The following is a 26,031-nucleotide window of genomic DNA, read 5'->3' on the forward strand; positions in this document are numbered from 1 at the left end:
CAGATCGTAGCTCTGATATTCCACTTTCTCACCGGGCTACTCCCTCATCCAGGGAGAAGGGAGCATTTGGTTATTACTCGTCGCTGGCTACGTACCCGCAACCTTCTTTGGGGCACAGGATCTGTTTTCCACTGCGCTTGGTTTCCTTGACAGTCAGGATAGGCCAGGAGCACTGTGGGCAGGGTTTGTTTATGGGTTCGTTCCACAGGGCGTAATCGCATTTAGGATAATTGGCGCAGGAATAAAAGATTTTACCCTTGCGTGACTTACGCTGCAGAATATTGCCTTTGCTGCATTTGGGGCAGGTTACGCCAGTATCTGCTGGTTTTTCGATAGGTTCAATATGTTTGCAGTCAGGGTAATTGCTGCATCCAATAAAACGCCCATAGCGGCCAGCCTTGATGTGCAGTGCTCCGGAACAGTCCGGACAGACCCGGCCTTCGACCACATCCGGCTCCGATTTTTCACCGTCCTGCGCATTCAAATCCTGGGTAAAATCACACTCCGGATAACCGGTACAGCCAATAAATCGCCCGCGCTTGCCAAGTCGAATAGACAGAGGTTTTTCGCACTTAGGGCATTTGTCTTCGAGAATTTCGGTGGTCACATCCTTACGCTGAACACTTTCATCAATATCGTGAATCTGTTGCACAAAGGGTTTCCAGAACTCACCAAGAACAGGGATCCATTCCTTTTCTCCACGTGAAATGGCATCCAGTGTGTCTTCGAGCTGAGCAGTAAATTTGTAATCTACGTAGCGCGTAAAATGGCTGGTGAGAAAACGATTAACGATACGACCTACATCCGTTGGAATAAAGCGCTTGTTTTCCACGGTGACGTATTCACGCTGCTGCAGGGTATGGATGATCGCCGCGTAGGTGGAGGGACGACCAATTTCGTACTCTTCCAGCGCCTTAACCAGCGAGGCCTCTGAGTAACGCGGTGGCGGCTCGGTAAAATGCTGGTTAGCCGCAATATCGGTCACGCTGACTTTTTCGCCAACGCTCAGACCCGGCAACATGACGGAATTCTGATCATCGTCGGCTGAATCGTCCAGGCCTTCCTCGTAGACCGAGAGAAAGCCGGGAAACGCGATGGTAGAACCATTGGCGCGAAACATATTGCCGGCTCCGCAGCTCAGATCGATGGCAACGGTGTCGATCAGTGCGTCTGCCATCTGGCTGGCGATGCTGCGCTTCCAGATCAGACTGTACAGTTTGAACTGGTCAGAAGTCAGAGATGACTGAACCATTTCCGGCGTGCGCTTGATGGACGTCGGGCGAATGGCTTCATGTGCCTCCTGGGCATTCTTGGATTTGGTTTTGTAAGCGCGCGGGGTGTCCGGGCAATTGTCCCGGCCATAACGCTCAACTATAAATTCGCGTATCTCGTCAATCGCTTCGCCAGCCAGACTGACCGAGTCCGTACGCATATAGGTAATTAAGCCCACAGTTCCGGTACCAATATCGATACCTTCATACAGCTGCTGCGCTACCATCATGGTTTTTCGTGCGGTGAAACCCAGTTTTCGGGCGGCTTCCTGTTGCACGGTTGAGGTAATAAAAGGGGCTGCTGGTTTGCGTTTGCGTTGCTTCTTCTCAATATTTTCAACAAGCAGAAAGCCGTTGGCCTGTCTTATCAGCTCCTCACGTATGCTGTGAGCCTGTTCGGCATTGTTGACCGTAAACTGTTGCAGCTTTTCATTTTGATAATGCGTCAGTCTGGGCGCAAAGCTTGTTTTTTCATGTCGGCAATCAGCGATAATACGCCAGTATTCCTGGGCAATAAAACGTTCAATTTCGTCTTCCCGTTCACAAATCAGGCGCAGGGCAGGGCTTTGTACACGGCCAGCCGACAGGCCGCGGCGGATTTTTTTCCACAGCAGCGGCGACAGGTTAAAACCAACCAGATAATCCAGGGCACGTCTTGCCTGTTGCGCGTTCACCAGATCCATGGAGATGGTTCGCGGGTGGTTGATGGCCTCTTGAATAGCGGATTTGGTGATCTCGTTGAAAAAAATTCGATGCACCGGTTTGTCTTTGAGCAGATTGCGCTCTTTCATCAGTTCGTAAATGTGCCAGGAAATGGCTTCTCCTTCGCGATCAGGGTCGGTTGCGAGAAGCAGGGCTTTAGCATTTTTCAGGGCTTTTGCTATCGATTCAATATGACGGGCGTTTTTTTCAATCGCGCTGTACGTCATGGCAAAATCCTTATCTGGGTTGACCGAGCCCTTTCTTGCCGGTAAATCGCGGACATGCCCGTAGGAGGCCAGCACGTCGTAATCGCTGCCCAGATACTTCTGAATCGTTTTGGCTTTCGCGGGTGATTCCACGATTAGCAGATTTTTGCTCATAAAAAATTGACCCTTTCCTGTGGTTTGCCATTAACTGTCAATGCAGCGGCAGTCTGTCTTCTTGTTGATATAATACCAAGTCCAGGAACGCCTGCTGATTAGCGTCCAGTTGTTCTGCCAGGACGTTGCGAATCGTCCATTTGGTTTCTTCAAGCGTTACAAAGCGCGATTCCGAAAACAGCAGCTGATCAATAATCAATTCCATGTTTTCGCTGGCAATAACTCCCCAGAGCAGCATGCGGCTGATGAACTGATAGCTTGCCTTCGTGAATTTGAACTGCTCTTCGCGGGTAAAAACCCGGATGGACTCGGCATGAGCGGGTCGAACCGTCAGCGACGAATGATCATCGGCAGCGTCGCCGGATGCATCGTTTTCTGCCTCGGCATCAGTATTTCCGGTTTTGCCTTCCGAAATCTGCGACAGGCTTTTTTCAAAAAAATCCATCAGCATTTCAAATAAATTGTCATTCATAAAGACCACCTTATATACTGCTCTCGAGGGGCACACTACGCGTATAACCACCGGGAACTGCTTTAATGAATCCCTGTAATTCCAGCTCAGCCAGCTCACAGGATACGTCTTCAACGCTCAAACCACTGCGCTGGATAATCTGATCTACGCTGGACACATCAAATCCAACGCACTTTACAAGGTTTTTGCTATCCGTGGCAAGGGATGGACGCGCATGTTGCGTGATGTTTTGCGTCTTGTCTATCCCCAGTTCATCAAAAATATCCTGGATTGATGTGACCAGCCTCGCTCCCTGCTGCAGCAGATGATGACAGCCGCGCGACAGAGGATTGTGGATCGAGCCGGGTATGGCCAGAACGTCACGATTCTGCTCGAGCGCCAGGCGGGCGGTAATCAGAGAACCACTTTTAATTGCAGCTTCAACAACCAAAGTGGCCAATGAAAGACCACTTATTATACGGTTTCTGCGTGGAAAATGTCCAGCGTTTGCACTGGTTTTTAGTGAAAACTCGGTTAAAAGCAACCCGTTTTCACGAATTTTTTCTGCCAGCCGCTGATTTCGGCGTGGGTATATCTGGTCGATTCCGGTTCCCATTACGGCTATGGTGCTGCCCTGGGCGGCAAGGCAGCCGGCATGCGCTTCGGAATCGATACCCAGAGCAAGGCCGCTCACAACGCAGAGCTGATGTGAGGCGAGTTCTCTGGCAAAATACCGTGCGGTTTCCTGACCGCTGACCGAAGGCTTGCGAGTTCCGACCATGGCAATCCGGGTCTTTTGCAGGCAGGCCAGATTACCGGCGGCGTACAGAACCGTGGGCGGATCGTGGATTTCCTTCAGCAGGGCGGGATAATGAGCGTCTTCCCAGGTTAACAGGTGATGGTCTTCCTGCTGCTCCCAGAGCAGATCCTTTTCTACCTCGTTCATATCGAAAGCCTTGATTGCGGCGGCGAGACGGGCAGGCAGGCCTGCCTCTTCGAGAGCCTGCTTCGACAGGTCGAACATTTCCTTTAGTTCTGGCCATCGTTTCAGTAATTTCATCACAGCGCGCGGCCCTACGCCGTTGATACGGTTCAGAGCCAGAAAATAAACTTTATTTTTCATGGGTTGGTAACAATGTCCCTTAAATGCACGGCCTGGTTGGAGCGAACCACCAGTCCAAGGCTTGTTTTGGAAAAAGTACGAAAGATCAGCATGTCGCCCGCACGTTCTCGCGGCAGGGTGATGGACTTATCCAGTCTCATGGGATCCTGAACCACGCGGCGCGGGGAATAGATGGCCAGAACATTACCGGCTTCAAGACCTGCATTCTGCCCTTTATTAATGACGGCAACCAGCCCGACAGCACCCCGGGTATAGGCAGGAGGCAGTTCGATGATTCGACCTTCGACCGGGTAAAGCGGGGCAGAGGGCTCAAAATACAGATCAAACTCGGGGTAATCGTTTAACATCACCCGATCCCGGATTTTTACCCCCTCGGTGATCTCAGTCAGCAGAATGGTAGCGGGCTCGCCGCCAGCCATCAGCTCGGCGTAACCGATGATGCTGGCTTTATAACCGAGTAACTCCCCGGTAAAGGGATCCGTATAGGGAGGGCCTGGACGATAGACTGCATAGGCGATGGTCGCCCCTTTGGGCATGGTTTTACTGGGATGCAGCTTTTTCACGTAAAGTTCGTCTCCCTGGCCACCCAGCATGCGCTCTCGCTTGTAGGCGACAACGTAGGGAGCGTTGAGCAGGCGATCCTGGTCCATAATCAGCGAGGCATTTAAAAAGGGCTTGATATCCATCAGCGGAATGGCAGGAATGGCATTACCTATGGGCGATGGCCGTACAAAAGGGGAGAGCTTGATGGTGCCATTGGACAACACGTGCAGATAGGGTTTGCGCTGGTAATATCTCAGCTCAATCACATCGCCGGCATACAGGCGGTTGGGGTTGTGTATTCTGGGATTGGCGTGCCAGAGAATTTTCCATTCCCAGGGATTATCAAGGTATTTACTGGCGATTTCCCATAAGGTGTCGCCCGGCTGCACGATGTAGCGTTTGGGTAGATCGTCTCGCAGAGACAGTGCCTGGCTGATGAAGGATATGAGAATCAGGATAATAATCATCAGGCATCGCATTGTTCTGTCCTTGTTACAATAGCCTCGCCATAAACAGGTGGCTGTAAACGCTTAAAAATGTTAATTCAGGCCGATTGAGCCAGACGCTTGCAGCAGCACAACGTATCGAGGATAATACCACGCATTATATGTTTTGATACAGATTCTTATGGCCCTCAGAAAAATTCTTTACCTGCCCGATCCCCGTCTCAGACTGGTCTCCAGGCCGGTTGTAACCTTCGACGATGCCCTGCAGCAGTTGATTGATGACATGTTTGAAACCATGTACGACGCCCATGGCGTTGGTCTGGCCGCTCCGCAGATTGGCGTGAATAAACGCCTGTCGGTGATAGATGTCAGCGGCGATAAATCACAGCAGCTGGTGCTGATCAACCCTGAAATTATCCATTCTGAAGGCAGTGCTGAATTTCAGGAAGGCTGTCTGTCCGTGCCAGGCGCTTACGATACGGTTGTCCGTGCCAGTAAGGTAACGGTTCGTGCGCTTGACAGACAGGGTAATTCTTTTGATATCACGGGTGAAGGCCTGCTTGCCGAGTGTTTTCAGCATGAAATCGATCACCTGAATGGCAGGTTGTTTGTTGATTTGCTCTCGCCCCTGAAACGTGCCATGGCACGCAGAAAGCTGGATAAATTCAAACGTCAGAACAAAGCATGAGCGCCTTACGCATCGTTTTCGCCGGTACGCCGGAATTTGGCTTGCCCTGCCTTGAGGCACTGGTCTCGTCCCGGCACGAGGTGGTGGCGGTCTATACACAACCGGACAGACCGGCCGGGCGTGGCCGCAGGCTGCAGGCCTCTGCTGTCAAAGCATGGGCGGTGGCTCACGATCTGCCTGTTTATCAACCCGTCAATTTCAAAGACGACGACAGCGTTGAAACTTTACGTGCCCTGCAGGCCGATGTCATGGTAGTCATAGCCTACGGCCTGATTTTACCCAGAAGGGTACTGGCTGTTCCAAAGCTTGGCTGTGTCAACGTACATGCGTCTCTGCTGCCGCGCTGGCGTGGCGCATCACCCATTCAGCATGTGTTGCTGCACGGGGATGAACGTTCCGGTGTGACCATCATGCAGATGGACGCGGGCATGGACACCGGCGACAGCCTGTGTGAGGTTTCCTGCACACTGGATCCGCATGAAACCGCAGGAACCCTGCATGACAGACTGGCTGCCATCTCTGCCGGGCCATTGCTGCAGACACTGGATGATCTGGCTAATGGTTGCGCAAAACCCCAGCCACAGGATTCAACACTGGCCACCTATGCCGGCAAAATCACCAAAGAACAGGCGCAGATTGACTGGTCTCTTCCGGCTGCTGCGATCGATCGCCTGATTCGTGCCTTTAACCCCTGGCCGATTGCGTACACTCATGCCGGTGATGAGGTGCTGCGTATTCACGAAGCGCGGATCGAAGCGGCAAAACACCATGCTCAGCCTGGTACGGTGCTCGCTATCGATAAACAGGGGCTGCTGGTGGCCGCAGGAGATCAGGCGCTGCGCGTACAGCGTATACAGTTTCCTGGCGGCAAGGTTCTGTCGGTCGCCGACTGGCTCAATGCCCGTCGGGATAACCTGCACCCTGATATGGTTTTGCAATGAGTAAAAACGAGCGTTTGCAGGCCCTGCGCCTGATGATCAGGGTTGTGCAGGACAAAAAACCGCTGACGCACCTGTTGCAGGCGGAGCAGGAGCTGACTCCGTTTAGCCGGTTGCTCTGTTTTGGTGTGTGCCGCCATTATTATCGATTGCAGGCTCTGGCCGATCACCTGGTCGACAGACGACCGCAGACCCTGGATCTCTGGCTGCTGTTGTTAATGGGTTTGTACCAGCTGCATTTTATGGACAAACCTGAATACGCTACGGTGCAGGAAACCGTCGCCCTGGTAGACAAAATCAAAAAAAGCTGGGCAAAGGGTCTTGTCAATGCTGTATTGCGGCGTTTCTGCCGGGAGCGTCAGGCTATCATCAGCGCCCTGGAACAACAGCCTGATTTTGTCTACGGTCACCCTGACTGGTTTATCAGCCGGGTGAAGGCCGACTGGCCAGAGCACTGGAGTATGATTCTGCAGGGCAACGATCAGCACCCCCCCATGAGCCTGAGGGTGAACCGCAGGCATCAGAGCCGGGATGAATACCTGGCTGTTTTGCGCGCAGCGGGTATCGACGCCGAGGCCCATGCCCATTCGCCGGATGGCATTACCCTCGCCGTTCCCTGTGACGTAAAGGATTTACCCGGTTTTGCAGATGGCGACGTTTCTGTTCAGGATCAGGCCGCCCAGCTGGCGGTGACGCTGCTCGATTTGCAGCCAGGCCAGCGGGTGCTGGACGCCTGTTGCGCACCGGGTGGTAAGACCTGCCATATTCTGGAGCATGAAAGCAGCCTGGCCGAATGCGTGGCTCTGGACGTGGATGAACAGCGCCTGCAGCGTGTGCGCGAGAATCTGGCCCGTCTTGATCTACAGGCTCACGTGCTGCAGGCCGATGCTCTGCAGACGAAAAGCTGGTGGGATGGCCGGCCTTATGATCGCATCCTGCTGGATGCGCCCTGTTCCGCAACCGGAGTTATCCGCCGGCATCCAGACATCAAATTATTACGCAGCGAGGAAGATATCAGCAGTATTGCCACCCTGCAGGCTGACCTGTTGAAGCAATTATGGCCTCTGCTTCAGGTTGGTGGTTTGATGGTATATGCGACCTGTTCGATTATGCCCAGAGAAAACGACGATCAAATCGCGCATTTTATGCGTAACCACACCGACTGTGAACTGGTCAGCGCTGATCACGCCTGGGGGCAGTTTACCGGGCATGGCTGGCAGATTTTGCCAGGACAGGCTGATTGCGACGGCTTTTTCTACAGCGTACTGCGGAAACGCGAGTCGAAACCATCATGACCAGCCAGTACAGGCTGTTGCCCATCGATTGCCTGCAGCGTGGCCGCTACCAGCCCAGAATCCATTTTGATCAGACAGCACTCAATGAGCTGGCTGAGTCCATCAGAAACCAGGGACTGATCGAACCTTTAATTGTCCGAAGCATCGCGCCTGAGCGCTATGAAATCATTGCCGGGGAGCGACGCTGGCGGGCTGCCATGCTGGCTGGTCTGCATGAGGTTCCCTGCCTGACTGGCGATTACAGCGACGAACAGGCCGCCACGCTGACCCTGGTGGAAAACATTCAGCGCCAGGAGTTAAATCTTATTGAAGAGGCGCGAGGCTACCGTCAGCTTTGCGATGAATTTCATTTTCAGCAGGATGAAATTGCCAGCCTGGTTGGCAAGTCCCGCAGTCATGTGGCTAACATATTACGCCTGTTAACGCTGTGTCCGGCGGTGCAGGATAAAATCTGCGAAGGCGCTTTAAGCCTGGGGCATGCGCGTCTGCTGGTTGGTCTGGCACAGACCGTCCAAATGGATCTGGCGCACCAGGTTGTTGCAAACGATTGGTCTGTGCGTGCGCTGGAAAACAAAGTCCGCGCGGTTAAGACGGGCGACAATACGCGCGAAAGCAATCGTGATGTTGAGCGCCTGCAGACCATTCTGTCCGAACAAATCGGCGCGCCCGTGCAGATTATCAGCGAAAAAGGGCAGGGTGGCTGGCTGCAAATGAAATTTTTCGACAATGATACCCTGGCAGGGCTTCTTGAGCGCATGGGCTTGCGTTATGATTGAACTCTATTTCTCAAGGAAATCACCTTCATGAAACGGATCGTATCGAGCGTGTTGTTGTGGTCTGTGGGTCTGGGACTGGCTCAGGCTACTATTCAAAGCGGGGCCGATAAATTAATCAATCAGGTCGATCCGGGTATTAATATTGGCATCGAAGTGGTGGACCTGACCACGGGAACCGTGCTGTTTCATCGCAATCAGTCGCGTACGTTTATCCCGGCCAGTAACATGAAGCTGTTTTCTGACGCCGCAGCCCTGATGGTTCTGGGGCCTGATTATCGCTTTAATAACCAGCTAAGCATCAGTTCTGCCCAGCTGAAAGACGGCGTGTTGAAAGGCTCTCTCTACCTGCATTTGCCAGGTGACCCTTCCTTCAGCCGTGAGCGTCTGGCCAACCTTCTGGCTTCCCTGAAATCCTGGAACATCAACCGTATTGAAGGCAACGTGGTGATCGACAGCAGCCACGCCTCGGTGAATCCCTATGCACCGGGCTGGATGACTCAGGATCTGGCGTACAGTTACGGTGCGCCGCTGGCGCCACTGATGATTGATGCCAACCGGATGGATGTTACGGTTAATCCAGCCGAGAAGGCTGGAGAACAGGCTATTGTCGAAGTCGACGATGACAGTAACAGCATTGAAGTAAACAATCAGGTCACTACCAAAGAAAAAGGCGCGCGCTGCGGTGTCGATTTTGCCCTGGATGATCAGAACAAATTAAGCGTACGTGGCTGCGTCAATACAGGACAATGGGCTGTTCAGCAGAAACTGGCAATTCGTAATCCGCTGCTTTATGCCCAGGGTCTGGTGAATCAGCAGTTAAACCGACTGGCGATTGTGCTGGATGGCAAGGTGTTACTGGGCAAGGCGCCTGCTGGCACCATGCTGCTGGCTTCGGACACGTCAAAGCCTGTAGCCCAGCTGATGGCCGATACGCTGAAGCCCTCCGATAATCTTTACGCTGACAGCCTGTTTCTGCATGCGGCTGATAAGCTGAATGGTGCTCCGGTTAACTGGGCAGAAGCCCAGGGCATTATCAAAAAATTCCTGCAGCAACAGACCGGTATTGATCTGCAAAAGGCCGTACTGACAGACGGTTCTGGTCTGTCGCGTTACGATTTACTGACTCCCAGCCAGACAACCAGCCTGCTTCGTTTTCTCTACGATCGTTTTCCTCTTGCATATGAATATATTGCCGCTCTGCCGGTGTCCGGGCGCGATGGCACCTTGCAGCGTCGATTTAAAAAACCGGATCAACAGGATCTGGTCCGTGCCAAAACCGGCACCATGACCGGTGTGGTCAGTCTGTCCGGTTATTTATACACCGCTAATGCGCACACGCTGGCTTTTTCCATTTATATTAATAATCTGCCAGGCACCAAGCTGTCTGTTTCTGGCCGCTATCGCTATCTGGTAGATGCCCTGTGTGCTTATTTCCTGCAGCAAAAGCCAGGCAATAATACCTGGGCCAAGGTCTTTGCGCCTCATTCTCGCGTCAAGTTCCAGCTTAATCCTACGCAGGCTGAGCAGCAGCGTGGCAGACAGGCCAAATGGCGACGTCTGGAGGCTGCTGTCAAACAGGCGTTGAGCGGTCAGAATGTGACAGTCATTTATCGTTCCCGTGAGCTGGTGTTAAACGATAATCAGGAGCAGGCGTCTACTGTGCTGTCGGCTTTGCAGACACTGAGAAAAAAATACCCGTTTTCCGTGGCTCTGTCATCCAGCACCCGCCCTGAGTCATCGACAGCACCTCTGGTTTTATGGGTGGATGTGCCATCGCTGCCTTCGTCTTCCAAACGGGTATGGACTATCCGTGAAGCGGTAAGCTAGAGCTCTATCCTCATTCCGCCCTGGGTAGCAGCTGTAGGTTGGGCCTTGGCCCAACAATTAGCTGGATGCCAATACCATGTTGGGCCAAGGCCCAACCTACGTCGTTGTGATGGATGTTGGTTCAATGTGGCACTTCATTGGAAGTGCATGTGTTTTTTTAAATCATTCGACGCTCTAATAATGGTTGATCATGGTATCAGTGACATCATAAGGCATTTGATTTGAGAAGGGCGCTGTACTGTTGTGCATGGGGGCTGCAACAACCTGCGGGTTTTCCGTCAGCTCGGTTTCCAGATGCGAACAGGCGGAGAGGCCGAGTAAAATCGAAAGCAGTGTTATCCATTTCATAGCGCACCCTGTTTTTTTTGTATTGATTAAATTGTAGGTTAATTCAGCAGCCTGTGCCAGGCGTGCTTCACTCTGTTCGCAATGACTGAGCGGGTCCCTCCATCGCAGGTGGTTTAGGAGCGAGTGCTGGTTCCGGAGCAGTAGAAAAAAATGACAGCAGACTTGCCAGGGCAGGCATAAATCCGCCTGACGAAGACGTGCTGGCCTCGGAGGGGGCGGGTTCCGCCTGAGGAGTACTCAGCTTTTGTAATTCGGCGAGGAAGGATTCCAGCGACAGGCGCCGCCCTGGATTCGCCTGCAGGCCGAGCTCCAGCAGCTTACGGATACCTGTTTTCTGGACATCGCTGATGTCGTCAATTCCATAGAACAGGCCGCCTAACATATCATCGATACTGCGCCTCGGTTTATATTCCCGGTAACTGTGCTTACTCACCCGGAAAATCAAGGCAACAATGCGTGCCATGGCATAGACATCCAGCGACTGTGTGAATGTCTCAGGCCGACTGCGAAACTGTTCGGGCGCTGCAAAAAACATATTTCCTGCCGGGGAGAAGCCAGGGTTTGCAGCATTTACAGCGAGACCATAGTCAAGGATACTGACACTGATGGGATCTGCGTCCATGTTGACGAATATGTTTTCCAGTTTGATATCCCGATGGATAATACCATGATCATGCACTTGCGTTTTTAATGCCTGCAGCAGCGCGATGCTTAGTTCAAAACGTTGTTTAAGGGACAGTTTTTTTTCCGGCAGCCGGATATCATCTGAAATAACGCGCAACAGCTCACACCCTGGCATGCGCCGCATCACGGTATAGCTTAAAGCCTGCCTCGGGTCAGTACGATGAAAGACAGGGCGCTTGATGTGTAAGTGATTCGATTTGCGCGCCTGTCTGTATTCGCTGGAGGCCAGAGCGGGGGGATACCTGGCATCATGGACTTGAATTTTGACAAGCCGCTCTTTGCTCTGTCCGTGTTTGTCCAGGCGTCCCGCTGACTTAAACTGATCCGCCTGCAGTGTCCCGGCAATCAGAAAATTACGCCCGAATTCCCCCTCGCCCATTCGCTGTTCATGATTGATAAATTCAAACCGGACTCCCTCCTTTCCTGGTTGGCGTTCGCGTTTAAACACCTGAACGGGTAACATGAACTCACTTCCGTCTTCCAGCTTGATGAGTGAGTCTTTAAGCCAGATCTGCTTCTCGGCATCGAGAAGTAAGGCGCGATACAGTTTTTGGGCGAGTTCCGGGGTGTCGATTATCATGGCTGTGTTTGCTCCAGTCAAAAAAAAGACAATTTTTCGGCGGAGTATAACGGAATGCTGATAATTTACCACCCCGGATAGAATGGCTATATTTCTTATGCTAACATCCTTGCTCTGCAATCAGGGATTCTGAAAAAGGGACAGAACGATGTTAGACAGAGCCAGTGTGGTGGATGAGCAATACCTCCGCCGGATCAGGGAGGCCAGATTTCCAGAAGCCAAATCCGAAGGTCCGTCACTTGCTGAGGTGATGGATAAAAAAACAGCTATTGACTTGTTTGATTCACAGATTAAATCCCGTCTGCTGGACTTGATTGCCCGTGAACTGAAAGAAAAAAGCCTGTCTTACTACACTATTGGCAGCAGCGGTCATGAAGGAAATACTGTGTTTGGCCAGGTGTTTCGCCACAGTGACATGGCTTTTCTGCACTACCGCAGCGGAGCTTTTTTCGTACAGCGTTCGAAACAGCTGGCTGGCCTTGACGGCGTGCGTGATGTGCTGCTGTCGCTGGTTGCCGCAGCCGCCGATCCTATCGCCGGCGGTCGTCATAAGGTATTCGGCAGCCTGCCTCTGACCATACCGCCGCAAACCTCCACCATTGCCTCGCACTTGCCCAAGGCTCTGGGAGCGGCTGTGTCGATAACCCGTGCCAGAGAGCTGGCCATTCACAGCCGGCTGGCTTCTGATTCAGTGATTTTGTGCTCATTTGGGGATGCGTCTGCTAATCATGCGTCAGCGCAGACGTCGTTCAACGCCTGTTCCTGGCTGGCCAGTCAGGGGTATCCCCTGCCCTTGATCTGGATCTGTGAAGACAATCGCATCGGCATCTCCGTACCCACTCCGACTGGCTGGATAGAGCAATCCATCAAATCCCGGCCAGGTCTGCATTACCTGAGCTGCGATGGCCTGAATATGGCTGATGTGATGCTCAAAGCCAGGCAGGCAGAGTATCTGGCCCGCGTGAAAAAGCAGCCGGTCTTTCTGCACATGCGCTGCGTCCGTCTGCTGGGACACGCCGGTTCGGATATTGAATCGCAATACCTGAGCCAGGCGCAGATTGAGCAGACCGAAGCGGATGATCCACTGCTGCATTCGGCCCGCATGTTGTACGAAGCCGGTTGGATGAGCCCGGAGGCCATGCTGGATCTTTATCGGAACAATCGCGCGCTCATAGAGGCGAAGGCGCTGGATGTGATCAATCTGCCAAGGCTCGGCAGCGCCGCTGAAATTATGTCCTCTCTGCTGCCCAGGCCAACAAAACAAGCAGTTTATCCGGCGGTAACAGCGGCGCAGCGGGCAAAAGCCTTTGGTTCGATGATGAACCAGTTGTCCATGAAACGTAATTTATGCCAGCATATTAATTTTGCTCTGACCGATCTGATGCTGCAGCATCCCAATATGCTGATTTTTGGTGAAGATGTCGGCCGGAAGGGTGGCGTATATCGGGTCACCGCCGATCTGCAGTCACGTTTTGGCCAACGCCGCGTGTTCGATACTATCCTTGATGAAACCACTATTCTGGGCACTGCCATTGGTATGGCGCACAATGGGTTTATCCCCGTCCCTGAAATACAGTTTCTGGCGTATCTGCACAATGCCGAGGATCAGCTGCGTGGCGAAGCATCGACGCTGTCGTTCTTTTCCAACGGCCAATATCAAAACCCCATGGTCATTCGTATTGCGGCTCTGGCCTATCAAAAAGGATTTGGCGGGCACTTTCATAACGACAATTCCATTGCTGTGCTGCGCGATTTACCGGGTGTTCTGGTAGCCTGCCCATCCAACGGGCCGGACGCCGCGCAAATGCTGCGTACCTGCGTCAGGCTGGCGGCTGAGCAGGGTCGGGTGGTGGTGTTTCTTGAGCCTATCGCCCTATATATGACCAAGGATTTACACGAGCCGGGTGATAATGCCTGGCTGTTTGATTACCCGGCACCCGAGGCGCGGATCGAGGTCGGTGAGGTGGGCGTGTCTGGTCCTGCGGATGCTGAAACGGTGATCCTGAGCTATGCTAACGGTTATTACCTGTCCCGCCAGGCGGCGCAGGTGTTGAAAAACAGTCATGCGATGGATTGTCGAGTGGTTGATTTGCGCTGGTTAAGTCCCTTGCCCGAAGAGGCAATATTGCGGGAAGTCGCAACGGCGAAGCGGGTATTGATTGTGGACGAAGGGCGAAAAAGCGCATCTCTGAGCGAGGGCCTGATGACTCTGCTTATGGAAAAAGCATCGCCCGATCTGAAGGTAAAACGCCTGACCGGGGAAGATTGCTTTATTCCATTAGGCACGGCCTGGCAGTATCTGTTACCGAGCCGCGACAGCATCGTCGCGGCCGTATTGGCATTACATTCCGTTAAAAAGGAGAAGGATTGTGGACGACTTGCTGTTTCTTGATGAACAATTGCATGACGATGAGCGGATGATTCGTGACAGTGTGGCGCGTTTTGTCTCGCACGATGTTACCCCTTTGATGGCGGAGTCGTTTGAACACGCTGATTTTCCCCGGCAGTTGATCAGGCAGTCGGCCGAGCTGGGACTGCTGGGTCTGACCCTGCCGGCTGAATACGGTGGAGCAGAGGCATCTTATGTGGCTTATGGTCTTGTGTGCCAGGAGCTGGAACGGGGTGACAGTGGCCTGCGCAGCTTTGTTTCCGTGCAGAGTTCGCTGTGCATGTACCCTATATTTCGTTATGGTAATGAAGAGCAGCGCAAACGTTACCTGCCGGCCATGGCCCGCGGCGAGTTGATTGGCTGCTTTGGCCTGACTGAGCCTGACTCTGGTTCTGACCCGGCCAGTATGCGTACACACGCCAAAAAAGTGCCTGGTGGCTGGCGCCTGAATGGCGCCAAAATGTGGATTACCAACGCGCCCATAGCTGACCTTGCGATTGTCTGGGCAAGCACTGAACAGGGTATTCGTGGCTTTATCGTTGAGCGCAGTTTTGAAGGATTCTCCTCGCCGGAAATCAAACAGAAAATGTCGCTGCGCGCTTCGATTACCGGAGAGCTGGTGTTTGATAACGTCTTCGTCCCGGATGAAAACCTGCTGCCCGGCAGTGATAAAGGTCTTGGCGCTGCTCTGAGCTGCCTTGGTCAGGCACGTTACGGCATCGCCTGGGGGGCTATGGGGGCAGCCATGGCCTGCTTTGATATTACAAGAGAGTATCTGCTCGAACGCAGGCAGTTCAGTAAACCACTGGCATCGTTTCAGCTGATTCAAAAGGATCTGGCCTCGATGTATACGGAAATTATCAAGGCTCAATGCCTCAACCTGCAGATTGGCCGCCTGAAAGAAGCCGGGCGGGAAACACCCACGATGATTTCTCTGGCCAAGGGCAACGCCTGCCGTGAAGCCTTACAGATCGCGCGCAGCTGCCGGAATCTGCTGGGTGGAAATGGCATCAGCCTGGAATATCATGTGATTCGTCACATGCTCAATCTGGAATCGGTGTTTACCTACGAAGGTACCGACAACGTACATACCCTGGTGCTCGGACGACACATTACCGGAATTAATGCCTTTGGGTAAAGGCTGCCCGCAGGGCGAGAGAATGAGCTGATGCGTAATGACGTACGGGCTTTGTCATTGTGGCCGGCTCTCTTGACAAGCCGGCCCAATCCGAACAATCCTTGAGTCTAAGCCGATCAAGGATTTGTCCGCTCATGAGACAGGCACTGTCAACATGTATTCAGTTTATTCTACAGGCCTTACAGCGCAGTCTGGCTAATGCCGAGCATCATGCTCAGGAAGTTGGTTTTATCTTTTTTATCGGCTTCCCCCTGTCCTGGTATTTATGGACGGAATGCTACCCCCAGACCTGGGAGTCGCTTCCCTTGAGCATGGCTGGGTGTCTGTCTGGTCTGGGTCTTCTTCTGGTTCCCTACTGGCCAGCCCGTCTCAAGCCGTATCTGCCTTGGTATTGGTTTGTATCGCTGATGTTCTGTCTCTCTTTCTTCTTCGCCTTTTTTTTCCTGATGAGTCAGGCCAGTGTGATTTCTGCTCTGTCTCTGCTGTGCAGCGTGTTTCTGTTGATGCTATTGCTGATGGATTTGCCTGGGCTCCTGATTTTTCTCATCCCTGGCTGGTTGCTCGCGTTTGTCGTTCATTACGCCAGCTCAACCTTTATTTACTTTGGCGAAGAGCATGTGGAAATGCTGATTATTATCAGTCTGGTGGTGATCGCCGCCACCGCCCTGAATCGTAAGACAACCCTGCTGCAACAGCAGCGTCTGGCGGGCATGGCCGCTGCGGCCGGCATGATTGCTCATGAACTGCGAACGCCTTTGCTGGGGATAAAAAGCGGGGCGCAGGCCATGGCGCAGCATACCCCTCAGCTTCTAAGTGCCTGGCTGATGGCCAGAGATCAGGGGCTGATAGAGCATCCCCTGCGCGAATCCCGGATGCGACAGGTCGGCGAAATCAACCAGCGCATTATTAATGAGAGCGATTACGCGAATACCATTATCGATATGCTGCTGATTAAGGCCGGGCACGATAATGCACTGAAAAACTGCCATCTGGAAACCTGCTCCATGGCGGACTGCCTGACAGAAACCATGGCGCGCTACCCATTCAAATCACAGCAGCAGAAAAATCTGGTGTCCTGGCAGGGGGATTTCAGCTTTACGGGTTCAAAACTGTTGATGCAGCACATTTTGTTTAACCTGTTAAAAAACGCCTTATATGCCATTGATGCGGCTCAAAAAGGGGAGATTTCCATTTGGGTGGCCAGTGGCGAGCGCGGTAATATTCTTTATTTCAGGGATACGGCTCTGGGTATGTCTGAGAAGCAGGTGGCCAGGCTCTTTAATCATTTTTACACCACCACGTTTATGGGAACGGGGCTTGGATTGTCTTTTTGTAAAATGGTTATGCATCGCTTTGGCGGCGATATTTACTGCGAAGCAGAGGAAGGGCGGTATACGCAGTTTATGTTGACTTTCCCGGAAGTGGGGTGATTCCCGGATTAGGCAAAGCCGTAATCCGGGAATTATTCTGAGCCGTCATTCCGCTTTTTTACCCATCGGTTTCGCGCTGATTCTGGCTGGCACCAGGCTGTTGCTGATGCGCGCGACGGTTCTGTCTACTCGTCGCTGCATTCTGATTTCAACCATGACGGTTTCATTCGGATGAAGAATTCTGTTAACGTCTGCGAGTGAGGAATGAAAATCGAGCGACCTGTACCAGGCCAGGGCCTGGCTGCTTTCCTCCGGGTACGCTTTGATACGAAAACCCAGCCTGCCCTGCATTTGCGGCGTATTAATGCCCGCCTCCATCACATCATAGTCAAGAAAATAAGTCAGTTTTCCCCGGTTGCTGAGATTTCTCTGGCGATCGACAAAGAACCCCTGTGGCAGCGCCTTGTCGCTGAACCTGGGGCCAGCTGTCAGATACAGGTCGTAATCCGTCAGATGATTACCCCGGTCGTCAATCAGCCTGAAAACAATCATGGCATAACGGTTGGTGATAAACTCACGCTTATGGAACAGGATTTTTGCAGCCTCTATCCGTTCATTTTTCTGTGTGTCCTGAGTCAGCTGTTCCAGTTCTTTTGTCAGACGGCGATAGGCATCGCCGTTTTTGACCTGCAGGCAGCGCAAAACCCAGGTTGCCACAGGATGACTGGCGGCATTGCTCATCGTAATACTGCGAAGAATACCCAGTTTTTTACCTGAATGAGCGCAGTCTGGCAGAACACCAAAGGCGGTAGGTTTCGTGCGTTTCATGTTGGCGACAACCAGACTGTCGCCGTTGGTGCCGGTCTGATGCAGGCTCAGCAGGCTGTAGTTCATATTGGCAGCGGCTACGCGGACCACGCCATCTGAGCCGGCTTCTCCTGTGTAGGAGTTCAGCGCATCATAAAGCTGGCGATCAGGTTTCTGTCCGGTCAGTACAAAGGTATAAACACCGTGTGCAGTACCATCGTAATCAAGCCAGCTCTCATTCAGCTCCCAGCTCAAATCGCTGCCGAGCTCAAGCCAGTCCAGCACCTGTTGACCGGGTTCCACGCCTTCAAAAAAACTCTTAATGCGGCTCAGGCGCGATTTTCCAAGCTGAGCAAGGGCAGAGCCGTGGTTGGCCGGAGCCAGCATAATCAGATGGCTTAAGGGACATTCTGCCAGCCTGTTCCTGAAATACAAATCCATCCACTTACGAACAACAGGCCCACCCGTCGAATGGGTGATGCAGGCAAAGCGTTGGCCATCGCGCAGTGTTTTACCGAGTTCATCCCGAACGGCCTGATCAAAGGCGCGGGCAATGTCATCAACGGTTACGCTATCCACAAAGCTGATGTAACGCGCCAGGTAGATATTACCCACCTGAATATCCAATCTGCCGTCCATGCCCTGACGCTCAAGCCACTGCGGAAGATCGCCATAGGTATCCGTATGAGTAACACTCCATCCATGGACGAAAATAACAATCATGATACTCCTGACGCAATGCGGGGGTTGTTAGGAAGTAAGTCGATGATATTAGATTATTTTAGTCAGGTCGAATGAAAAAGGGGGCAGGACAGAGGCCAGAGGCGGGGTGAACACATCGCTTCTATGTCCACCCTGCGCATGGCTTTAGGGAGTGGGAGACTGACTTTGGTCCTGAACTGTTGAGCTGACCGATGGGCGTCGTTGCCAGGATAAAGATGGTGTGCCCGGTAACGCGGGGAAAATGTCCGGTTCATCATCGCTCGTGTCGTCGGAGTCAAAATCCCGAAGTGTCCCATAACCAGTCTGACCTGATGCGGTAAGTTTTTCCTCTTCACCCGCAGATAAATCGGAGCCAGGATCGAATGGCTCTGCTATCGGCTCTTGAGCCAGTCTGTTTTTTATGTTTCGTGAATATCGAATAATGCTGGTAACGGTCTTGTAAGCCACAACGGCTGCGAGAGCCGTTAAACCACCTGCTGCAATCGCACCGATGATGCTGAGCGCTCCCAGGCCACCCGTCCCAATCAGAATGGCGCTGACACCGGCAAAAATGGCCAGGGCTAAAAATTTGCGCGAATGGCGACGATAAAAAGAGATCGGTGTTACACGCGCCTGTTGCATGGCCTCTATCTGTTTGGTAGGCATGGTGGCTGCACTTGAGGCTCTGGACGAGTTTCCGACAAAGAATCGAGAGAAGCGACCGACTTTGACTGCTTGATTTTTCCAGAAAGCGCCCTGCATTTCCTGACGGGCAAGATTATTCATTTCCTGTTCAAAATCAGCATTGTTGTGTTGATTACCGACGCCCTGGTCTGCAATCAAACGGGCGGCCATGTTCCCACCAGTCAATCCCGCGTTTAATGCACGAAAGTAAGGAACGCCCATCGCCGCATCGCCAATCAGCACGTAGCGAACGCCATTATCGAGATGAGTAAAGTGCTCACTCTTATAGACATTGAGATCAACCGCCGCAATTTTTTCACTTCCAGACACTCTTTTTTCACCATAGGACGCGCGGAGCGCAAGCCAGGGGTGGATGCTGTTGGCCAGGCTGGTCATTCGCCTGCTACCGGCTTTGATATGAGGCAGACCAGCGGGAGCACGTGGGGTGCCCAGTTCGCGGATTTCGTCACCGGTTTGCCTGTCAGCAAAGAAAAACAAGGATACCGGTGTCTTGCCGTCTCTGTTCCGGCCTATGTTTTCAGTGACAAAGTGCGGTATCTGGGTGAGGCCTTCGAGGTACTGGTAATTAGTAAGCCTGGGTGCGTCACCGGTAACATCGTATTTGACTTCAATAATCGTCTGCATTGTCTTATCAACGGATTTACGGTCATTAAACACCTGTTGGCGCACACCGCTCCTGGCTCCGTCCGAGCCAACAATGGTTTTGGCAGTGGGGTAGTCGTGGGCCAGCTGTTTTACATCATCGATTTTTTTTCCATATTCAATATCGATACCCAGCTGGATGGCCAGTTCACGAAACCGTGCTTCAATCTCAGTGGTACGCACAGAACCATGCAGGGTCTGCAATATGCTCTGCAGGCGCTCGTCTTGATGCGCTCCCCGGTAAGACCGCCGATTAATTTTCAGCATATGGCTGCGCGTGTAGCTATCGCTGCGTTCAAACATTTTGATCTGGAGAGCCGGGTTATGCAGTCTGGCTTGAATTGCGGTGTATAATCCAACCGGACCGGCACCAATAAAAATCACATCTGGATTGTCCATCAACATCCTCTCAAGACCGAAAAATTCCATGCATTATAACGACAAATGATTAAGGGAATATTAATGTCGGTTTAGCTGCAACGATTTTTCAGGGCGATTTCATCTGGAGTTACCCCGTCCTCCCCGTGCAGGCGGGGAGCTATGGTCAAATCGGGCTCGTGGCCAGCTTCAGGATAGTTTCCCGCCTGCGCGGGAATGACAGCCCGGAGTTTTTGTCCAGTACAGAGGAGGATTTTTATAAACATACCCGCGTATTGCTCGATATTTTATGCATATAGTGATACCTTGTATTCGAGATACTCTTCACAAAGAAGTTTGTGAGACGAGTGCTGTTCAGGAACGCTTGCTCAGGAGGAGTTATGCAATCATTCTCAATTCCGGTATGTTATTTTCCAGGCACGGCCTTATTTGTCGACGACAGCCGCGATTTTCTGCTTAATTTTGTGCTGCAACTGGATGAGTCCCTTGCCTATCGAATTTATGACTCCCCTTTTGATGCCATGGAGCACATTGAAAATACTCAGGGAGAGCGTCAGCTCATCAGCCAGCGCTGCCTTTGGGAATACAAGGAATATAAACAGTCGGGTCAAGGCAATCCGGCTTTGCTGGCTTTGCATGCCGACCTCTACAATCCCCAGCGTTTCGCTGACGTATCGGTTGTGGTGGTCGATTACGCCATGCCGGGCATGGATGGTCTGGAATTCTGTCGCCGTATCAATAACAGCCACATCCGGAAAATACTGCTGACCGGTAAGGCGGATGAAAAACTGGCCATTGAAGCGTTCAATGAAGGCTTGATTCATCGCTACATTCATAAAAGCGATCCTCATGCCGCAGAATTAATCACACGCAGCATCTACGAGCTGCAGTGGCAGTATTTTCAGGATATGTCGCAAACAATTGAACGAAGCCTGTCACTCGACACGCCAGCCTGTTACAAAGACAAGGCCTTTGTGAGTTTTTTCCGCCGTTTTTGCCAGGATAAGGGGATTGTTGAGTTTTATCAGGCCGATAAATCCGGTAGCCTGATTTTGCTGGATGATGATGCCAGAGTCAGTTTTCTGGTGGTGAAAAACGCACTGGAGCAGCGTCTGTTTCACAGCATGGGGCAAGCGCACGGTGCGGATGAGGCAACGCTGGCGCAGCTGGCTGATGGTGAAAAAATTCCCTGCTTCTGGCAGGCAGATGATACCCCGCTGACCTGGAAAAATATTGCGTCACGTCTCGTTCCGGCTTTCCCGGTACCGGAGAGTGACGATTATGTTTATGCTCACGTCAGCGAGCCGGCGCTCTTCGAAATCAATCAGGAGCGCGTTTTGTCCTACCACGATTATCTGCAAAAGATCGATGTGGAAGAGTTAATCGGGTAAAAACAGCCCCTGGAGATCGTTGGTAAATCGACGACCCTGGTCGCTGATTTGCCAGGTTCTGTCTCCAGGGATGATTAGCCCTTTTGCCATCGCCAGATTCAGTCTGCTTTCCAGTCTGTCAAAAGCCAGACCCGTTCTTTCTGTGAATAGTTGCCTGTCGATGGGCTGCTGCAGTCGCGTGACGTTGAGCATGAATTCAAACAGCAGTGAATCGGCATCGACCACGCTGCTTTCGGCCAGAAACGCCTTGTCAGCCTGCAGATAGTCCTTCGGCTGACGTTGTTTTCTCGTTCGCCAGACCTGCAGCCTGCCCTGTTCCAACACACTCAGTTTGCCATGCGCTCCAGCGCCAATGCCGTAATAGTCACCAAACAGCCAGTAATTCAGATTATGCTGCGCTGCGCGCCCTGGTTTGCAGAAGGCAGAAATTTCATATCGTTCAAAGCCATTTTCCTGCAGGTGTTTAAAACCGGCCTGCTCCAGCTCATCGCAGTCATCGTCGCTGGGTAAAGCGGGCTGTTGCTTGTAAAAAACGGTGTTAGGTTCCAGGGTCAGCTGATACCAGGACAGGTGTTCGGGTTGATGTGCCAGGGCCTGACTCAAATCCTTCAGACCTTCTGCCAGCGTCTGCCCCGGTAGACCGTGCATGATGTCGAGATTAAGGTTATCAAAACCCGCCAGGCGGGCCGCCTCAATCGCTTTGTGTGCCTGCCTGTCATCATGGATGCGCCCCAGCGTTTTTAAATGCGCCGGATTAAAGCTCTGGATGCCCAGCGACAGGCGGTTAATGCCAAGCTGCCGGTAGTCGGCAAAGCGTTGCTGCTCTACCGTGCCTGGGTTTGCTTCCATGGTTATTTCAATATTGGGAGCAAAGGGCAGCAGATTTTTTAATTCGATAAACAAACGCTCATAAGCCTCAGCCGAGAGCAGGCTGGGAGTGCCTCCACCAATAAATACGCTGCTGATTTCGCGTGCAGGGAAGACCTCGAGATCGGCGCGCATATCAGCAAGCAAGGCGTCAATGTATTGCAGCTCCGGCAGGGTTTCCGGGCTTTTATGTGAGTTAAAGTCGCAATAGGGGCATTTACGTATGCACCAGGGAACGTGGATATAGAGAGCGGTGGGCAACATCGTTATTTTCAATTCGGGCTGGTTTGTTAAAGAGTGCAATAGTATCATGCTATACTTTGAACCGCTTGAAAAAACTTTAATCCAGGTCATGATGATGCGTGAAAAGCCGGTTTGCAAAAAAAGAACAGTGGTTGCCAAATCGAATTTGTTTACGATTGAACAACTGGATTTGCACTTTTCGAATGGAACACAGCGAATTTACGAACGTATTCGCAGTCACGGCCACGGTGCCGTACTGATTGTTGCTGTCACGGCAGGCGAATCGCTGCTGTTGGTGCGTGAATACGGCGCCGGTACGGACGCTTATGAGCTGGGTTTTCCAAAAGGACTGGTTGACAGGGGGGAATCGCCCTTTGAAGCGGCCAATCGGGAGTTGCAGGAGGAAGTTGGCATGGCTGCGAGGCGCTTTCATTCATTGAAATCCATGACCCTCGCACCGGGTTATTTTGGTGCCAGACTTGATCTGGTACTGGCCCGTGACCTGTACCCCTCGTCTTTGCCAGGTGACGAGCCCGAACCGCCCGATGTGATTGAATGGCCCCTGGCGGCGAGTGATGACTTGCTGCTAAGGCCTGATTTTTCAGAAGCGCGCAGTATTGCTGCGCTGTTATTAGTTAAACAGTGGTTAAAAGAGGAAAAAAAATAATGACAAATCGAGTTAAAGTAGCCGTTACCGGTGCCGCCGGTCAAATCGGATATGCCCTGTTGTTTCGTATTGCATCGGGACAAATGTTCGGCCCCAAAACCGAAGTGGAACTGCAGTTACTGGAACTTGAGCCAGCACTGCCTGCTCTGCACGGCGTGGCCATGGAACTGGACGACTGCGCGTTTCCGCTGCTGAAAAAAATTGTCTGCACCTCCAGCCTGAATGAAGCCATGAGTGGCGCAAACTGGGCGCTGCTGGTCGGATCCGTACCGCGTAAACCCGGTATGGAACGCTCGGATCTGATGCAGATCAACGGCGGTATCTTCACTCAGCAGGGGCAGGCCATTAACGACCACGCCGCAGAGGATGTCAATGTGTTTGTTGTCGGAAACCCCTGCAACACCAACTGCCTGATTGCCATGCACCATGCGCGCGATATCCCCAACAACCGCTTCCATGCCATGACCACGCTGGACGAGCTGCGTGCCCGTACTCAGCTGGCGACCAAAGCCGGTGTGGCGATTACAGATGTCAGTCAAATGACCATCTGGGGTAACCATTCTGCTACTCAGTATCCTGATTTTTATAATGCCAAAATCAATGGTCAGTCGGCTGCAGCTGTCATCAACGACGAAGCCTGGCTGAAAGATACGTTTGTATCAACCGTACAGCAACGCGGAGCGGCGATTCTCAAGGCGCGTGGCCTGTCATCTGCAGCGTCTGCAGCCAATGCCATTATTCAGGGCGTCAGCCACTTGGTTAACGACACTGCCGCTGGCGAGTCATTCTCCATGTGCATGCCTTCTAATGGTGAATACGGCGTAGATAAAGGTCTGATCTTCTCTTATCCATGCCGCCGTGATAATGGCCGCGTATCGATTATTGAAGGACTGCCCTTCAACGCCTACGCTCAGGAAAAATTTGACGCAACATTAAACGAGCTGCGTCAGGAGCGTGACATGGTGAAATCGCTGGGCCTGCTCGACGATTAATATAGCCCATGTAACAGCAATCCAGATAACCATGCTGGCGTGCAGTATGGTGTCGTCTTCCCCGGAAGGTGCACCAATACCGGCCGCCAGCAGGTTTCAATGATATTGTTCGCAACATCGCGGCGCACCCGTGTTCACACTTGAAATGAGTCTGAGCTTATTTATGATTTATTCCATATCATGCCTGTTTATAGCCAGTGACATAACATAATTATCAAAATACTGATCATTAATTTTGATTGCCCGCGTTATCACTCCCTCAATACAAAACCCCTGCTTTTTGTATAAATGTATGGCAGAATCGTGATCTGATCTTACGTGAAGCTGCAGTTTCGAAATTTGATTATCTCCCGCCCATACAATCGCTGACTGGAGCAGATGAGTACCGATTGATTGCCCCCACCAGGCTTGCGCAACCGTGATACCAATTTCACCGATATGATCAAGACGAGGATTTCTGGAGCGTTCGAGAAAGAGTTGTGCAACAATATGTTGATTAATTTTTCCAACCAGCATCAGGCACTGATTCGTGCTCAGACAGTCTGCAATGATTTCTTCTTCCTGTTCATAGGTCAGCGGAAAACCATTTGCCCCAAAGGTAAGAAAATCACTTTCACCACCAACCCTATTGAGATAATCAATAACGGGAGCCGCGTCTTCAATATGCGCTTTGGAAATAACGAGCGTGTCACCGCCGCTTAGTTGAATGATCTTCTTCATGTCTTCGTTGCTTCTATCCTGCATCATAGCTCCAATTTTAACATGGCTGCTGTTATTGTTGAATCGGGAATGCGCAGTCATGCTCGTCTACCAGCCGTGCCTCGTCAAAAAATTGTAATTCATATTCTGCCGATTGCTGAAAGGCCAGGAGAATTGCTCTTTGCCGCTCCGGGCAGCTGACCTCGTCACAGAGTGAGCTGGCCGTGATTATCAGGGCTTCTGTTGCGGTAACAAATCCTGGCCAGGAATAGGTATCAATCCAATCCTGATAGGGATTATCCGGCACGCGCTCTTTCTCGCTCATCTGAATACCCAGTTCTCTGTAAACCCAGAAACAAGGGATACAGGCCGCCATGGCTACCTCAACAGGAGCGTGCTTTGCCGTTTGCAGCAGGTGTTGAGTATAGGCTTCAATCACCTGGATTTTATCGATGGTCTGCCTTGAAGATGAAAAAAAGCGGGGTGACGTTGGCGCCTGAAAATAACGGGTATGCAAATCCTGCTCTGCCTGCAGGGTGTCCGCGGCAAGGCTGTGGAACTGCTGCTGGTGCTGCGGGTCATCCAGACGTCTGGCGAGGCCCTTTAAGGCTTTCGCAAAGGCATTCAGGTACAAGGCGTCCTGTTCTAGATAATGATAGAAAACGCGTTTAGCCAATGTGCCTTGCTGCAGTTGCTGATTAAAAGAATGGTTGTAGATGGCTGAAAGCGTATCTGCGCTTTTTTCCAGCATTAATTTAAACATCAGTGCCTCCAGAAAATATCAAAGGCACCGGGTAACAGAAATACCAAAAACGCTCCCTTCTCCCCTGGGGGAGAAGGGTTGGGGATGAGGGGGAGGGCATACGCCCTGATCCTGAGCGTTCAAAACGCTCCTGTTTTCACACTCCCTTCGCAGGCATTACCCAGTGCAGGTTATAAGGGTCTTTCTCAGCCTCAATGCACGCATCAAGGCACCCCTGTGTTTACTG

At 52.0% G+C, this 26,031-nt stretch carries 22 protein-coding genes and 1 riboswitch; of the genes, 11 read left to right on the forward strand and 11 right to left on the reverse strand.

Going from position 1 to position 26,031, the window contains the following annotated elements; translation table 11 throughout:
• Positions 1–73: 73 nt before the first annotated feature.
• The 4 genes from topA to ACQUTA_RS08260 are packed head-to-tail and all read right to left on the reverse strand — an operon-like array spanning position 74 to position 4,949.
• Entirely contained in the window at positions 74–2,353 is a 2,280-nt protein-coding gene (topA, locus tag ACQUTA_RS08245; protein WP_444987762.1) for a type I DNA topoisomerase, read from the reverse strand.
• A gap of 37 nt (positions 2,354–2,390) precedes the next feature.
• Positions 2,391–2,825 carry a DUF494 family protein gene (locus ACQUTA_RS08250; protein ID WP_444987763.1) on the reverse strand — a complete coding sequence of 145 codons (435 nt, stop codon included), beginning with the start codon at positions 2,823–2,825 and terminating at the stop codon, positions 2,391–2,393.
• A 10-nt stretch (positions 2,826–2,835) separates the two neighbouring features.
• Positions 2,836–3,927 carry a DNA-processing protein DprA gene (gene dprA / locus ACQUTA_RS08255; RefSeq protein ID WP_444987764.1) on the reverse strand — a complete coding sequence of 364 codons (1,092 nt, stop codon included), beginning with the start codon at positions 3,925–3,927 and terminating at the stop codon, positions 2,836–2,838.
• A complete protein-coding gene (locus ACQUTA_RS08260; protein ID WP_444987765.1) occupies positions 3,924–4,949 on the reverse strand; it encodes a LysM peptidoglycan-binding domain-containing protein in 1,026 nt (341 codons plus the stop codon). The genes dprA and ACQUTA_RS08260 overlap by 4 nt, the downstream gene beginning before the upstream one ends.
• 148 nt (positions 4,950–5,097) lie before the next feature.
• On the opposite strand from ACQUTA_RS08260, the gene def reads away from it, so the two are divergent.
• The 5 genes from def to dacB are packed head-to-tail and all read left to right on the forward strand — an operon-like array spanning position 5,098 to position 10,440.
• Positions 5,098–5,604, forward strand: coding sequence for a peptide deformylase (def, locus tag ACQUTA_RS08265; protein ID WP_444987766.1), 507 nt, complete (start codon positions 5,098–5,100; stop codon positions 5,602–5,604).
• Positions 5,601–6,545 carry a methionyl-tRNA formyltransferase gene (gene fmt / locus ACQUTA_RS08270; RefSeq protein ID WP_444987767.1) on the forward strand — a complete coding sequence of 315 codons (945 nt, stop codon included), beginning with the start codon at positions 5,601–5,603 and terminating at the stop codon, positions 6,543–6,545. Before def ends, fmt begins: the two co-directional genes overlap by 4 nt.
• Positions 6,542–7,837 carry a 16S rRNA (cytosine(967)-C(5))-methyltransferase RsmB gene (gene rsmB / locus ACQUTA_RS08275; RefSeq protein WP_444987768.1) on the forward strand — a complete coding sequence of 432 codons (1,296 nt, stop codon included), beginning with the start codon at positions 6,542–6,544 and terminating at the stop codon, positions 7,835–7,837. Before fmt ends, rsmB begins: the two co-directional genes overlap by 4 nt.
• A complete protein-coding gene (locus ACQUTA_RS08280; protein ID WP_444987769.1) occupies positions 7,834–8,613 on the forward strand; it encodes a ParB/RepB/Spo0J family partition protein in 780 nt (259 codons plus the stop codon). Before rsmB ends, ACQUTA_RS08280 begins: the two co-directional genes overlap by 4 nt.
• A 27-nt stretch (positions 8,614–8,640) precedes the next feature.
• A complete protein-coding gene (gene dacB, locus ACQUTA_RS08285) occupies positions 8,641–10,440 on the forward strand; it encodes a D-alanyl-D-alanine carboxypeptidase/D-alanyl-D-alanine endopeptidase (protein ID WP_444987770.1) in 1,800 nt (599 codons plus the stop codon).
• A gap of 174 nt (positions 10,441–10,614) precedes the next feature.
• Here the strand turns inward: dacB and ACQUTA_RS08290 are convergent, their stop codons facing one another.
• The gene (locus tag ACQUTA_RS08290) at positions 10,615–10,788 is read right to left on the reverse strand and encodes a hypothetical protein (RefSeq protein ID WP_444987771.1); all 174 of its coding nucleotides are present in this window, start codon (positions 10,786–10,788) and stop codon (positions 10,615–10,617) included.
• Between the two features lie 67 nt (positions 10,789–10,855).
• Positions 10,856–12,052, reverse strand: a complete 1,197-nt coding sequence (locus tag ACQUTA_RS08295) for a protein kinase domain-containing protein (protein WP_444987772.1) — start codon at positions 12,050–12,052, stop codon at positions 10,856–10,858.
• 148 nt (positions 12,053–12,200) lie between these two features.
• Between ACQUTA_RS08295 and ACQUTA_RS08300 the strand changes: the two genes are divergently transcribed.
• From ACQUTA_RS08300 to ACQUTA_RS08310, 3 genes are all read left to right on the forward strand, one after another.
• The gene (locus tag ACQUTA_RS08300) at positions 12,201–14,444 is read left to right on the forward strand and encodes a thiamine pyrophosphate-dependent enzyme (RefSeq protein WP_444987773.1); all 2,244 of its coding nucleotides are present in this window, start codon (positions 12,201–12,203) and stop codon (positions 14,442–14,444) included.
• On the forward strand, positions 14,422–15,579 hold the full coding sequence (locus ACQUTA_RS08305; RefSeq protein ID WP_444987774.1) for an acyl-CoA dehydrogenase family protein: 1,158 nt from the start codon (positions 14,422–14,424) through the stop codon (positions 15,577–15,579). Before ACQUTA_RS08300 ends, ACQUTA_RS08305 begins: the two co-directional genes overlap by 23 nt.
• A gap of 134 nt (positions 15,580–15,713) precedes the next feature.
• Complete coding sequence (locus tag ACQUTA_RS08310; RefSeq protein ID WP_444987775.1) at positions 15,714–17,009, forward strand: sensor histidine kinase; 1,296 nt, start codon at positions 15,714–15,716, stop codon at positions 17,007–17,009.
• Between the two features lie 45 nt (positions 17,010–17,054).
• On the opposite strand, the gene plaB is transcribed toward ACQUTA_RS08310, so the two are convergent.
• Positions 17,055–18,479: a phospholipase PlaB gene (gene plaB, locus ACQUTA_RS08315; RefSeq protein ID WP_444987776.1), complete on the reverse strand. Its 1,425-nt coding sequence runs from the start codon at positions 18,477–18,479 to the stop codon at positions 17,055–17,057.
• A 144-nt stretch (positions 18,480–18,623) separates the two neighbouring features.
• Positions 18,624–20,204: an FAD-dependent oxidoreductase gene (locus ACQUTA_RS08320; RefSeq protein WP_444987777.1), complete on the reverse strand. Its 1,581-nt coding sequence runs from the start codon at positions 20,202–20,204 to the stop codon at positions 18,624–18,626.
• Between the two features lie 359 nt (positions 20,205–20,563).
• On the opposite strand from ACQUTA_RS08320, the gene ACQUTA_RS08325 reads away from it, so the two are divergent.
• Complete coding sequence (locus ACQUTA_RS08325) at positions 20,564–21,574, forward strand: response regulator (RefSeq protein WP_444987778.1); 1,011 nt, start codon at positions 20,564–20,566, stop codon at positions 21,572–21,574.
• Here ACQUTA_RS08325 and hemW read toward each other — a convergent pair.
• Positions 21,563–22,705 carry a radical SAM family heme chaperone HemW gene (gene hemW / locus ACQUTA_RS08330; protein ID WP_444987779.1) on the reverse strand — a complete coding sequence of 381 codons (1,143 nt, stop codon included), beginning with the start codon at positions 22,703–22,705 and terminating at the stop codon, positions 21,563–21,565. The two genes, ACQUTA_RS08325 and hemW, sit on opposite strands and share 12 nt — an antisense overlap.
• A 46-nt stretch (positions 22,706–22,751) precedes the next feature.
• Between hemW and nudE the strand changes: the two genes are divergently transcribed.
• Together nudE and ACQUTA_RS08340 are read left to right on the forward strand one after the other, a co-directional pair.
• Complete coding sequence (gene nudE, locus ACQUTA_RS08335; protein ID WP_444987780.1) at positions 22,752–23,351, forward strand: ADP compounds hydrolase NudE; 600 nt, start codon at positions 22,752–22,754, stop codon at positions 23,349–23,351.
• On the forward strand, positions 23,351–24,343 hold the full coding sequence (locus tag ACQUTA_RS08340; protein ID WP_444987781.1) for a malate dehydrogenase: 993 nt from the start codon (positions 23,351–23,353) through the stop codon (positions 24,341–24,343). The genes nudE and ACQUTA_RS08340 overlap by 1 nt, the downstream gene beginning before the upstream one ends.
• Before the next feature lie 168 nt (positions 24,344–24,511).
• Here ACQUTA_RS08340 and ACQUTA_RS08345 read toward each other — a convergent pair whose 3' ends face one another.
• Complete coding sequence (locus ACQUTA_RS08345; protein WP_444987782.1) at positions 24,512–25,144, reverse strand: GNAT family N-acetyltransferase; 633 nt, start codon at positions 25,142–25,144, stop codon at positions 24,512–24,514.
• A complete protein-coding gene (locus tag ACQUTA_RS08350; protein WP_444987783.1) occupies positions 25,116–25,805 on the reverse strand; it encodes a TenA family protein in 690 nt (229 codons plus the stop codon). The genes ACQUTA_RS08345 and ACQUTA_RS08350 overlap by 29 nt, the downstream gene beginning before the upstream one ends.
• A 125-nt stretch (positions 25,806–25,930) precedes the next feature.
• Positions 25,931–26,031, reverse strand: a riboswitch (TPP riboswitch).

It is taken from the genome of Legionella navarrensis (assembly GCF_052527415.1).

Excerpts from the sequence above, each read along its gene's own strand:
- ACQUTA_RS08310 (WP_444987775.1), top strand. The coding sequence starts at position 15,714 with ATGAGACAGGCACTGTCAACATGTATTCAGTTTATTCTACAGGCCTTA.
- fmt (WP_444987767.1), top strand. The coding sequence starts at position 5,601 with ATGAGCGCCTTACGCATCGTTTTCGCCGGTACGCCGGAATTTGGCTTG.
- ACQUTA_RS08325 (WP_444987778.1), top strand. The coding sequence starts at position 20,564 with ATGCAATCATTCTCAATTCCGGTATGTTATTTTCCAGGCACGGCCTTA.
- plaB (WP_444987776.1), bottom strand. The coding sequence starts at position 18,479 with ATGATTGTTATTTTCGTCCATGGATGGAGTGTTACTCATACGGATACC.
- ACQUTA_RS08280 (WP_444987769.1), top strand. The coding sequence starts at position 7,834 with ATGACCAGCCAGTACAGGCTGTTGCCCATCGATTGCCTGCAGCGTGGC.
- def (WP_444987766.1), top strand. The coding sequence starts at position 5,098 with ATGGCCCTCAGAAAAATTCTTTACCTGCCCGATCCCCGTCTCAGACTG.
- ACQUTA_RS08295 (WP_444987772.1), bottom strand. The coding sequence starts at position 12,052 with ATGATAATCGACACCCCGGAACTCGCCCAAAAACTGTATCGCGCCTTA.
- rsmB (WP_444987768.1), top strand. The coding sequence starts at position 6,542 with ATGAGTAAAAACGAGCGTTTGCAGGCCCTGCGCCTGATGATCAGGGTT.
- ACQUTA_RS08250 (WP_444987763.1), bottom strand. The coding sequence starts at position 2,825 with ATGAATGACAATTTATTTGAAATGCTGATGGATTTTTTTGAAAAAAGC.
- ACQUTA_RS08290 (WP_444987771.1), bottom strand. The coding sequence starts at position 10,788 with ATGAAATGGATAACACTGCTTTCGATTTTACTCGGCCTCTCCGCCTGT.
- nudE (WP_444987780.1), top strand. The coding sequence starts at position 22,752 with ATGCTATACTTTGAACCGCTTGAAAAAACTTTAATCCAGGTCATGATG.
- ACQUTA_RS08345 (WP_444987782.1), bottom strand. The coding sequence starts at position 25,144 with ATGACTGCGCATTCCCGATTCAACAATAACAGCAGCCATGTTAAAATT.
- ACQUTA_RS08320 (WP_444987777.1), bottom strand. The coding sequence starts at position 20,204 with ATGGACAATCCAGATGTGATTTTTATTGGTGCCGGTCCGGTTGGATTA.
- dacB (WP_444987770.1), top strand. The coding sequence starts at position 8,641 with ATGAAACGGATCGTATCGAGCGTGTTGTTGTGGTCTGTGGGTCTGGGA.
- dprA (WP_444987764.1), bottom strand. The coding sequence starts at position 3,927 with ATGAAAAATAAAGTTTATTTTCTGGCTCTGAACCGTATCAACGGCGTA.
- topA (WP_444987762.1), bottom strand. The coding sequence starts at position 2,353 with ATGAGCAAAAATCTGCTAATCGTGGAATCACCCGCGAAAGCCAAAACG.
- ACQUTA_RS08300 (WP_444987773.1), top strand. The coding sequence starts at position 12,201 with ATGTTAGACAGAGCCAGTGTGGTGGATGAGCAATACCTCCGCCGGATC.
- ACQUTA_RS08340 (WP_444987781.1), top strand. The coding sequence starts at position 23,351 with ATGACAAATCGAGTTAAAGTAGCCGTTACCGGTGCCGCCGGTCAAATC.
- hemW (WP_444987779.1), bottom strand. The coding sequence starts at position 22,705 with ATGTTGCCCACCGCTCTCTATATCCACGTTCCCTGGTGCATACGTAAA.
- ACQUTA_RS08260 (WP_444987765.1), bottom strand. The coding sequence starts at position 4,949 with ATGCGATGCCTGATGATTATTATCCTGATTCTCATATCCTTCATCAGC.
- ACQUTA_RS08350 (WP_444987783.1), bottom strand. The coding sequence starts at position 25,805 with ATGTTTAAATTAATGCTGGAAAAAAGCGCAGATACGCTTTCAGCCATC.